The following is a 10,118-nucleotide window of genomic DNA, read 5'->3' as shown; positions in this document are numbered from 1 at the left end:
TTCAATACTCTGTTTAAAAGTAGAATGAAAAAATAATTACCCTAATACACCGAGTGGTGCAAACCGTTGATACATCAATGTTTATAGAGGGAGGTTAGTTGAAAGTTGTTGAATCAGTATTTACCCTTGACATTTGTTTTGAAACAGATTAACATGAAATCAACTTCACATGAAGTTAACTTCATGTGAAGAAAACTTCACTCCAGGTGAATAAGTTGGTTAGGAGAGGTATGATTGAAAAATCTATTCATACAGCGTTTTTTAGTCTCAACGGTGATAATAATATTGGGAATCATTCAAATAATTCTCGATACATCACAAAGATTTAATTTTGGCTATATCATAGTATTCCTAGGTGGGATAATTTTGTTGTACTCAACAATTTCTTACATAACATCCGGTAAGAATAAATCACTAGAAAAGGAACTATCGAAGGAGTACGACGAAAGAGATGCATTAATTGATGGGAAAGTTGCTCGCTTTTCCTTGCAAATTCTGATGTGCGAAATTTTTATTCTTATGTTTATTACTAATTATGTCGTTATCCCAACAAATACTGCATTATTTGTTGTCTTAGTCTCATTAATAATTAGCCAAATTGGGTCTAGAAAGTATTACAATCATTTCCTTTAATTCGGAGGATTTATGAAAAATAGAGTAAAAGAATTGCGAATAGAATATGGAATAACGCAACAAGAATTAGCTGATAAAGTAAGTGTATCTTCTAGAACGATCATCTCATTAGAAAAACAAAAGTATAATCCATCTGTGCTACTTGCGTATAAAATAGCTTCAGTTTTTAATTTATCAATTGAAGAAACTTTTATTTTTGATGAGGATGACAAATAATACATTTCACAAAGATGAACATATTAAACAAACAACGGAGGAACATATATGCTTAATGTATTATTTATTTTTGGGGCTGTTTTAATAGTTTGGGGTATTTATCGTATGAAAACAGATGATGGCTTATTTGGGAAAAACCGAAAAAGTAAAAACATATTCAATTTAATGCTAATGGGAGAAGCTTCAGGATTAGGGCAATTTTTGGGTGGAATTCTGTGCATTATTATAGGGATTATTGCAGTTATTATGAAGTGAAGATCGGTGCTGCCTTTAAGGCAGCTCTTTCTTTATGCATCGGGCTAGGTTAGCTATAGAATTAATAACGTGAGAATGACCTTAATGATAAAATTAGTTTAAATAGATTTTTACATCATTAAAGGGGGAGAAGGATGGAAATTCGTTCAGTGAAAGGATCAGATTACTATGCAATATCTCCACTAATCAATGAATGGTGGGGCGGAAGGCAAATGTCTGATATGTTGCCGAAATTATTCTTTGATCATTTTACAAATACAAGTTTCATAGCCGAAAAGGAAGGGGAAATAGTCGGTTTCCTAATAGGGATTCTATCTCAATCTCAATCTGATGAGGCTTATATTCACTTTGTCGGAGTGCATCCTGAATACAGAAAAAATGATATCGGAAGACATTTATACAATCAATTTTTTAATGTCGTTAATGAAAATGGTCGCAATGTTGTCCGTTGTGTAACGTCTCCTGTCAACAAATCTTCAATTGCCTATCATAGCAAGCTGGGATTTGAAATTGAAGAGGGAGATATAATAATTGATGGTGTTTCAGTCCACTCTGACTATGACGGACAAAATCAAGATAGAGTTTTATTCAAAAAACAGTTATCAAATTATTCTTAATGAATTAAGGTCGACCAGTAAAAATTACTGGTCGACCTTTTTTTCATAGAATCCATTATATCTGTAAGGCAGGGCTGTCAGTTAAAGTGTTTTTTATTCATTGCTTATCTTTTTCTGCATAAACGGTTTTTCTTCTGGATTTTCTTTATCCTCATTCAAGTTTCCTTTTTCCTTAAATATTGCAAATCCCGTTATTGCGTAGATTATTGCAAGAATAGGTGTTAAGACGGCTTGATAAGCAAAAGGGAAAAAATCCAAAGTCGAGACTCCTAATACCCCTGATAAATAAATGGCAGTTAACGACCAAGGAACGAGATAGGAAAACATGGTTCCGCCATCTTCTAACGTTCGAGAAAGAACGGTTAGCGATACGTTATGTTTTTTATAGGCGGATTTAAACATTTGACCAGGCAATATAATGGACATATACTGACTTGCTGTAAGCATATCTGTAACTAATCCTGAAAATAAGGTTGTTAATACTAGACTTCGTGCACTTTTGATTGCATTCTTAATACTGCCTAGAATAGCACTTACAATACCTGTTTTTTGTAATATCTCTCCAAAACCGAGAATTAAAATTGATAGTGTAACAGTCGGCATCATGTTTGCTATACCGCCTCTATTAAGTAAGTTGTCGACTTGTTCCACCCCGGTCTGTATTTGGAACCCTTTGGATAATGCGGTGAAAATGGTGTTTATATCATAATTTGTTTGAATTAAAGCAGCAGCAATCACCCCGCTTAATGCTGATATTAACAAGGCAATTAATGGAGGAACTTTCTTGGCAGCTAATAAAATCGTTAAAACCGGTACAAGCAGTAAAAAGGGACTGATCACAAAGTGTTTAGACAACGTATCTGTAATTAAATCTATTTTGGTCACATCCAACGAATTATGGGAAAACTTCATTCCTTGAATTCCATACAAGATAGTACTGATGACTAGTATGGGGAGAACGGAATAAAGCATGGACCGAATATGGCTCGTGAGTTCAACACCCGTAACAGCCACAGCCAAGTTTGTAGTGTCGGCAAATGGCGAAATTTTATTTCCAAATATGGCCCCTGATACAACCATGCCTGCAGTTAATGCCGGTGGTATTCCCATTCCATAGCCGATGCCCATAAATGCGACTCCAAGTGTTCCAGCAGATGCATAAGCGCTGCCGATAAAAAAGGACGTAACACATAATATCAGAAAACCTGATACTAAAAACACGGTGGGAGACAATAATTTTAGCCCATAAAAAATAATAGAGGGAACAATTCCCGAAACAATCCAGGAACCAATAACCATTCCTACACTCATTAAAATCAACACGACTAGCAATGATTTCTTACAACCATCAACAAAATATTCTTGCAGTTCCTTGCCTTTAAATCCCTGGGTTAATAGAACGAGAGAAATTGCGATGGTTGCGACAATAAAAACTATATCAGTAGGCAGTTTCAAAATGCCGTTGCCGATTGATAAAACCGTTATTAATACAAGAATAGTCAGCAATGCAATCTTTAATGTAACCTTATTTTCACTGTCATTCATGGATTGTACTCCCCCCTTAACACTTTTCTTTCTTATAAAATAGTTGATGGGCACTAACTCATTTTAATTGATAATTTTGTAGTTGTAGCATTAGGTACAAAATCGAGATCATTGCAATCCGTTAAACCCAATGCATCTTCCGGCAATGTAAATTCTCTGCCTTGAACAACACACGTTTCTTCATGTGTAAGAATTCCTTTATATACGGTTAAGCTTCTTCTTAAGTACCCGTCTCTCCTGCACGCCTCCGCTACACCGTTGTTCGCGATGGATCGGATATGCGGCAGCACGGATGCAGCATAGGCTTTAGAGGTAGTATGAGGTGCAGCTCCTGGTATATTATCCACTCCGTAATGAATGACGCCATCTAGCACATAAGTAGGGTCTGCATGTGTTGTCGGTTTATAGGTTTCAATTGCCCCGCCTACATCCGCACTGATGTCTACAATCACTGAACCTTTTTTCATGATTTTTAACATATCTCTAGTAATTAAATGATCATTTCTATGTTTTGGCCATTTTACACAATTGATGACTAAGTCTATATCTTGAAGGAGTTTCTTAATACTTTGTTGATTGGAGATCATTGTGTTTACATTTTTAGGGAAAATCTCTTGACAATGCCTTAATGCACCTATATTAATGTCCATTAGGGTAACGTCAGCACCTAAGGCGGAAACAATTTCTGTAGCAGCTTTTCCAACAATTCCAGCTCCAAGTACCAAGACATTCGCTCCCGATGCGCCACCAACTCCGCATATAAGCTGTCCGTTTCCTCCATTTATACTAAGCAAATGATAAGCTCCCATTAAAGCCCCTAATTTGCCTGCAACTTCACAATTCGGGGAACCGTATCTATGGGAATCTTCTGCCGTAAGTGCAATCACTTTTTTCTTAATTAATACGTCCACTTCTTCTCTGTTTGAAGCCGGATGGAGGCAGGCGAAGATCATTTGATTTTCCCTTAACATCTCATATTCTTCGGGTGAAATTTCTTTAACTTTTACAATAAAGTCAGCTTCCTTATATATTTCGTCCATGGTCGGTCTGATTTGTGCGCCTGCTTTAATATACTCCTCATCAGTGAAGCCAGCTTTAAAACCAGCTTCTGTCTCGATTAACACGCAATGCCCATCTCCAACTAACTCAGCAGTTTCTATTGGCGTAAATACAACGCGATCTTCTCCAGCTTTGATTTCCCTTGGCATACCAATTTTCATAACTAAACCCCTTCTTCCTATTTTTTATAGAGAGGAAATGCCTTGTGTTACATCTGTAAACTTAGCAAGAAGCATGCCAAGGGAACTCATCATTTTCCGCTGTTTTATGCAGAAAAATAAGAGTTTCCCGTTATGAAAATATCGATTTTAGATAATGAAAATCATTAGATTGTTAATATTTAAGCAATAGATGTTAAATTTTGGGCACTTTCTACATCGTTTATTTGTCTATTGTTAGCTTTTGGGCACTATTTCGTACAATCTGATCTTATTTTGCAGAGTCTGTCTTGGGATTTCGAGTAATTTAGCTGCTTGAGATACGTTGTTTTTTGTTTGATTGATCGCTTTTTCGATCATTATCTTTTCTAATCGGGCAACAGCATCTTTTAATGGTTCAATCTGAAACTCTTCCTCACTATGTCTAATGAAATTTTTAACACGCTCTTCAATATCTTTCATTTGAAGTGTATCTTCCCATTCATCTATTTGATTGATCGCAAATTCAACAATATGTTCCAACTCCCGTACATTCCCTGGCCAGTTGTACCTCAAGAGAAAGTCATATACCTCTTTCGATACGTTGGTAATATTTTTGTGCAGCAGTACATTATATTTAGAGATGAAGAAATCCAATAAAGGCTTAATATCATTTTTCCGTTCACGTAATGGCGGAATGTTGAGCGTCATTACACATAATCTGTAATATAAATCAAGCCGCATATCTTTATCCTTTACACAATCTTCAGGGCGTTTATTGGACGCCGTGATTATTCGTACATCAACTTTTCTAATATTTCTATCTCCTAGCCTTCGAATATATCCGTCCTGAAGTACTCTTAATAACTTGGACTGGAGATGAATGGGCATTGAGTTAATTTCATCTAGAAAAATGGTTCCTCCTTCTGCGATTTCAAATAAACCTGGATTATTTTCTGCTCCTGTAAAACTTCCTTTTATTGTCCCGAACAGAATACTTTCAATTAAGGCTTCCGGAATGGCTGCACAGTTTTGCGCAATGAAAGGTTTTTCTGCACGTTTACTGGCATTATGCAGTGATTGGGCAAATAATTCTTTTCCTGTTCCTGTTTCACCATAAATAAAGACGGGTGAGCTTCCTTTAGCGATTTTTTCGGTTAAACGCTTTAAATTCTTCATTTGTTCGTTATCAGTAATAATATCTTTTAGTCTATATTTTGCTCGTTCAGGTCGAATATTTTCCAGTAATTGTTTATCTCCTTTAAATATTTCCGAATTGATCTCGATTACATTAGTAGGAAATGAATCTTCTTTTTTTCTTTCTTTCGACAATTCAATTGCTCCGATAATTTTCCCATGGGCCCTGATCGGTAAAGAGATATTTGCGGTTTCAATTTTTCGTCCCATAAAATCAACAATTTCTTGTTTACCCTTAAAAATAGGACGCCCTGTTTTCAATGAATTTAATAACGTACTCGATTTTTCATTTAACGTAGGAAATACAGAAAACAAGCTTTCTCCTAATATTTGCTCTCGTTCGAGAATTTCAGAGTGAAATATAGGATTAAATTTGATTGTAAATAAGATTGTCCCTTTATTATCGATAATAGTAATGCCATCAATGTATTTCAGTTGATTTAAAACCTCATAATTATCTAATCTGCTCATTGTATTCTCCTTCATGATTCTGTAGTTGTCTGGTGTTTCAGGTATTTTCTGCTTCTTAGGCAGCTCTTCTTTTATGGTCCTATAGGAACAGGTTAGTTCAACAAAGATAAGATATAATTTGGATTAATATACAAAATTTTAATGAAAATAGAAGGGAAGCGTGAAAATGACAGAAATGGTACCACTGACATCGGGAAATTTGGAGCTATGTATCGAACTCTACATGAACGTTTTTAATCGTGAACCATGGAATGAAAGATGGACATATGAAACGGCTAAAGAGAGACTTTCCGACTTATTGCATACACCTAAATTTCTTGGCTTTTTATTTCATGTTGATCAAAATCCTGTTGGTTTTGTTGCTGGAAATAGTAAGGTGTCTTATCAAGGTTTAACTTATTATTTGGCAGAACTATGTGTGAATAATGAATTGCAAGGCAAAGGGCATGGCTCAAAAATGCTTCATTCTTTAGAAGATGAACTGCAGAAGAGAGAGATTAAAAGTCTATATTTATTAACGGCTAATGACGGTCTTGCAGAAGCATTTTATCTGAAAAATGATTATGTTGTAAATGAAGATAGGGTGGTTATGAAGAAAATTTTATTTTGAAAAGTAGTCAAGGGGTGATGGAATTGTCGAAATCTGTAAAGTTGTATCAATTAAGCCGAAAAATACATAAATGGACTGGTTTGGTTTTATCCGTTTTTTTTATGTTCATCGCAGTCACAGGCCTCGTACTTGTTTATATGATACCACTCGGAGTGGCTGATGAGTTAAGGACGGGGAAAGAGGCGAGTCCAGATCAAGCGATACCTATGGAGAAGGTAGTGTCCATTGCTACGTCTCAGGATCTTCCAGGTGCGGACTCGGTTGAAGATATATTTAGAATTGAATATAGACCAAGTGCAAATGTGTACCAGGTTCGCTTTAATAACGGTCAAGGTGTTCAAATAGATGTAAGTACAGGAAAAGTGTTATCCACAAATCCAGATTACTCGACTTTCCTGATTACTTTGCATGATGGATCCTTCTTTGGCGATTGGTATAGATACAGTATCCTCACAATGACCGGTTTATCCTTAATCCTGCTGTCATTTTCCGGGTATTACATGTTCGGGTATCCTCTCTATAAGCGTCTAATGGCGAATAAAAGGCAATCTTAATATGAGGTGGTTATGTGTCTATAAAAGGTTTGAATCACTTTTTATTTTCAGTTTCTGATTTAGAGAGTTCCATAGAATTTTATCAAAAAGTTTTTGATGCTAAATTGTTAGTTAAGGGGAGAAACACTGCCTATTTTGATTTGAATGGAATGTGGCTTGCCCTGAATGTAGAAAAAGATATTCCCCGTAATGAAATAAGCCAATCATACACACATATCGCTTTTTCCATAGAAGAAGCTGACTTTATGAACATGTACGAGAAACTAAAGCTATTGAATGTAAATATCCTGTCAAGTCGTCCAAGAGATGAAAAAGATATGAAATCCATTTATTTCACTGATCCTGATGGTCATAAGTTTGAGTTTCATACAGGTACTTTACAAAATAGAATAGATTACTACAAACAAGAAAAAGCACATATGGAGTTTTTCGACTAATAAGTAAGCTATTTTCAAATGAAGAGGGGAATATTCATGAAAACTATTGGTCTTATTGGCGGTATGAGCTGGGAGTCATCGTTAGAATATTATCGAATCATTAACGAAGAAGTAAAAGCCAAATTGGGAGGATTGCATTCAGCCAAGTGCATTTTATATAGCGTGGATTTTGAAGAAATCGAACGCTACCAAGCAGACGGGGATTGGGAAAGCTCCGGTAATTTATTAGGCGATGTGGCTCTGTCTTTGGAAAAGGCAGGTGCCGAAATGATTGTAATTTGTACAAATACGATGCATAAAGTGATTGGATATATTGAAGAAAAAGTCAGTTTACCGATTTTACACATTGCTGATTCAACAGCAAAACAAATTCAAAAGTCCAAAATCAGTACGGTTGGTTTACTTGGCACTAAATATACGATGGAGCAAGACTTTTATAAAACACGAATTGAGTCTAATGATGTCAAGGTTTTGATACCAAATGATGGGGATAGAAAAGTCATCAATAAAGTAATTTATGAAGAATTATGTTTAGGGAAAATTCAACAATCATCAAGGGATTATTACAAAAACGTAATCAAGGGGTTAGTTGATGATGGAGCGGAAGGAATAATACTAGGCTGCACAGAAATTGGATTACTAATAAAACCAGAGGATTCAGAAGTGCCATTATTTAATACGGCTGTAATACATGCCATTGAAGCCGTTAATATGGCATTAGAAAAATGAATTGATTAGTCACTGTAATAAGGAAGGTTGCTGCGGCAGCCTTTTTTTTGTGGCGTAAAAGGGGCAGGATAATTCAGGGAATTTTTTATCAAATAAATGGAATTATGTGTTAAAGTTTTACTAGAAGATATGGGACTCGAATTTAAAAGGGAGAATAGATGAGAAATGTATTATATATATATATATTACTAGTTTAATTTGGATCTTATCAGGAACTTTTTTGTTCATCCATAGTAAGGGGATGATGAATGTTAGCCCTTGAGGATGCACAATTTCGTTAATATAACGATACAAATAGCAGTTATTATATTACCAGTTATTGGACTATTTTTGTCAATTCTTAATAAGAAAAGATTCATAAAGTACGTAATGATTTTAGGGTGCTTAATAAATATTTATTATCTGTCCATTCCATGTACCTTTGCTTGGTTCATTACTTTCAGGTCATTTAATACGGTAGAATACTTTTTGCTACAATATCATGCTTAAGCTGTGCTTATGTAGCTAATTAGTCAAAATGCAAATGATATGAAATTTATATAGCAGTAAAGGAGAAGGTTAGATTTGATAAAGATAGATACTGTTTTTTCATATGTTCTTCTCGGTGTGATTGTTTTTTACGCCTTGGAATGGGTAGCTGTTGGTTCAGGTTTCGGGGTACTCGTTGGCGGGAGTTTTGGTTTGCTTTTATTTATAGCCAATCATATTAGTAAAAATCAAAAAAACATGGGTAATACGGAAGAACCTGATGACAAGCAATAAATATTAATATACTAGACTAACGGGTGCTTAACATCAATAACAGGGTTGCTGTGGCAGCTCTTTTTCTTATGGAACTAACGGGGCAGGATAGTTGAATTAAAGGGAAAAAAGAATGCAATAGTTTTCATTTTACTTAAAAGCTGTAAGTTATTATAACTAAGCATTTATATTACATAAATAATGACATGACTGTAGGCTATTTTTCATACAATATTTTTGGGGTGGAAAAATGACAAGAGCAAACTACCGAAGTTCAGACGTTGACTTAATGGCAAGGATGATGAGAGCAGAAGCCGAAGGTGAAGGACAACTAGGAATGTTATATGTTGGAAATGTAATTGTGAATCGTCTTGTAGCTAATTGTTTAGACTTTAAAGGTTTAAGAACAATTCCACAAGTCATTTATCAAGTACAAGGAGGAAATTATTCTTTTGAAGCTGTTCAAAAAGGGAATGTATTTTATCAAAGAGCGAGAGGTATTGAAAGAAGATTAGCAGAACAGAATTTGAAGCACTGGAGACAGCATCCGGCTAGATATGCTCTTTGGTATTTTAATCCATATGCTCCATGCCCTCCAACATGGTATGATCAACCTCATACTGGTCAATTTAAAGACCATTGTTTTTATGAACCAAAACCTGGAACATGTGATAGTGTTTATAGAGGTTAAGCTTACTCTTTGAGTAAGCTTTTTTACATATTTAAAATATTTATACAATATAAAACTTTTAGTAATAGTTTTTATCTAAAAAAGTAAGATTGTGAATTATTGTACTTAAGCTAACGGGTGCGTTAGTTCAAGAAGCTAAAGGCAGCAATTATTATCATTATTTTGTTCTTCCGCAATCGGGCGTTTTAATTGAACAAGCAGCTAAAAAGGATCTTCGTTTGAAGAT

The 10,118-nt window shown here is 35.1% G+C and carries 13 protein-coding genes; 10 read left to right on the top strand and 3 right to left on the bottom strand.

The window, feature by feature from the left end; genetic code table 11:
• The first annotated feature begins 234 nt into the window (after positions 1-234).
• From V3595_RS28405 to V3595_RS28390, 4 genes are all read left to right on the top strand, one after another.
• Positions 235-633: a DUF2178 domain-containing protein gene (locus V3595_RS28405; protein WP_485911289.1), complete on the top strand. Its 399-nt coding sequence runs from the start codon at positions 235-237 to the stop codon at positions 631-633.
• A gap of 12 nt (positions 634-645) precedes the next feature.
• A complete protein-coding gene (locus tag V3595_RS28400; protein WP_063235833.1) occupies positions 646-849 on the top strand; it encodes a helix-turn-helix transcriptional regulator in 204 nt (67 codons plus the stop codon).
• 48 nt (positions 850-897) lie between these two features.
• Positions 898-1,104: a hypothetical protein gene (locus V3595_RS28395; RefSeq protein WP_485911287.1), complete on the top strand. Its 207-nt coding sequence runs from the start codon at positions 898-900 to the stop codon at positions 1,102-1,104.
• A 134-nt stretch (positions 1,105-1,238) separates the two neighbouring features.
• Entirely contained in the window at positions 1,239-1,721 is a 483-nt protein-coding gene (locus V3595_RS28390) for a GNAT family N-acetyltransferase (protein WP_485911285.1), read from the top strand.
• 93 nt (positions 1,722-1,814) lie between these two features.
• On the opposite strand, the gene nhaC is transcribed toward V3595_RS28390, so the two are convergent.
• From nhaC to V3595_RS28375, 3 genes are all read right to left on the bottom strand, one after another.
• Complete coding sequence (gene nhaC / locus V3595_RS28385; RefSeq protein WP_485911283.1) at positions 1,815-3,266, bottom strand: Na+/H+ antiporter NhaC; 1,452 nt, start codon at positions 3,264-3,266, stop codon at positions 1,815-1,817.
• Between the two features lie 53 nt (positions 3,267-3,319).
• Positions 3,320-4,486: an alanine dehydrogenase gene (locus tag V3595_RS28380; RefSeq protein WP_485911281.1), complete on the bottom strand. Its 1,167-nt coding sequence runs from the start codon at positions 4,484-4,486 to the stop codon at positions 3,320-3,322.
• 234 nt (positions 4,487-4,720) lie between these two features.
• A complete protein-coding gene (locus V3595_RS28375; protein ID WP_485911279.1) occupies positions 4,721-6,130 on the bottom strand; it encodes a sigma-54 interaction domain-containing protein in 1,410 nt (469 codons plus the stop codon).
• Positions 6,131-6,296: 166 nt separating this feature from the next.
• Between V3595_RS28375 and V3595_RS28370 the strand changes: the two genes are divergently transcribed.
• The 6 genes from V3595_RS28370 (at position 6,297) to V3595_RS28345 (ending at position 9,892) form a co-directional block, all read left to right on the top strand.
• Complete coding sequence (locus tag V3595_RS28370; RefSeq protein ID WP_485911277.1) at positions 6,297-6,740, top strand: GNAT family N-acetyltransferase; 444 nt, start codon at positions 6,297-6,299, stop codon at positions 6,738-6,740.
• Between the two features lie 23 nt (positions 6,741-6,763).
• The gene (locus V3595_RS28365) at positions 6,764-7,294 is read left to right on the top strand and encodes a PepSY domain-containing protein (protein ID WP_402907188.1); all 531 of its coding nucleotides are present in this window, start codon (positions 6,764-6,766) and stop codon (positions 7,292-7,294) included.
• Between the two features lie 14 nt (positions 7,295-7,308).
• On the top strand, positions 7,309-7,731 hold the full coding sequence (fosM, locus tag V3595_RS28360) for a FosM family fosfomycin resistance protein (RefSeq protein WP_485911275.1): 423 nt from the start codon (positions 7,309-7,311) through the stop codon (positions 7,729-7,731).
• Positions 7,732-7,767: 36 nt separating this feature from the next.
• Positions 7,768-8,460 carry an aspartate/glutamate racemase family protein gene (locus V3595_RS28355; RefSeq protein WP_485911273.1) on the top strand — a complete coding sequence of 231 codons (693 nt, stop codon included), beginning with the start codon at positions 7,768-7,770 and terminating at the stop codon, positions 8,458-8,460.
• A 564-nt stretch (positions 8,461-9,024) separates the two neighbouring features.
• The gene (locus V3595_RS28350; protein WP_485911272.1) at positions 9,025-9,222 is read left to right on the top strand and encodes a hypothetical protein; all 198 of its coding nucleotides are present in this window, start codon (positions 9,025-9,027) and stop codon (positions 9,220-9,222) included.
• A 229-nt stretch (positions 9,223-9,451) separates the two neighbouring features.
• Positions 9,452-9,892, top strand: coding sequence for a cell wall hydrolase (locus V3595_RS28345; RefSeq protein ID WP_402940348.1), 441 nt, complete (start codon positions 9,452-9,454; stop codon positions 9,890-9,892).
• The last annotated feature ends 226 nt before the right edge of the window (positions 9,893-10,118 follow it).

It is taken from the genome of Bacillus sp. CFBP9009, assembly GCF_036541465.1.
Lineage (GTDB): Bacteria > Bacillota > Bacilli > Bacillales > DSM-1321 > Peribacillus.
The sequence above is the reverse complement of the archived record's forward strand: the minus strand, read 5'-3'. Positions and strand labels throughout refer to the sequence as shown.

What these genes read in the sequence shown, in the direction of transcription:
- V3595_RS28400 (WP_063235833.1), top strand. Translation starts at nt 646, where the DNA reads ATGAAAAATAGAGTAAAAGAATTGCGAATAGAATATGGAATAACGCAA.
- V3595_RS28395 (WP_485911287.1), top strand. Translation starts at nt 898, where the DNA reads ATGCTTAATGTATTATTTATTTTTGGGGCTGTTTTAATAGTTTGGGGT.
- V3595_RS28390 (WP_485911285.1), top strand. Translation starts at nt 1,239, where the DNA reads ATGGAAATTCGTTCAGTGAAAGGATCAGATTACTATGCAATATCTCCA.
- nhaC (WP_485911283.1), bottom strand. Translation starts at nt 3,266, where the DNA reads ATGAATGACAGTGAAAATAAGGTTACATTAAAGATTGCATTGCTGACT.
- V3595_RS28380 (WP_485911281.1), bottom strand. Translation starts at nt 4,486, where the DNA reads ATGAAAATTGGTATGCCAAGGGAAATCAAAGCTGGAGAAGATCGCGTT.
- V3595_RS28375 (WP_485911279.1), bottom strand. Translation starts at nt 6,130, where the DNA reads ATGAGCAGATTAGATAATTATGAGGTTTTAAATCAACTGAAATACATT.
- V3595_RS28370 (WP_485911277.1), top strand. Translation starts at nt 6,297, where the DNA reads ATGACAGAAATGGTACCACTGACATCGGGAAATTTGGAGCTATGTATC.
- V3595_RS28355 (WP_485911273.1), top strand. Translation starts at nt 7,768, where the DNA reads ATGAAAACTATTGGTCTTATTGGCGGTATGAGCTGGGAGTCATCGTTA.
- V3595_RS28345 (WP_402940348.1), top strand. Translation starts at nt 9,452, where the DNA reads ATGACAAGAGCAAACTACCGAAGTTCAGACGTTGACTTAATGGCAAGG.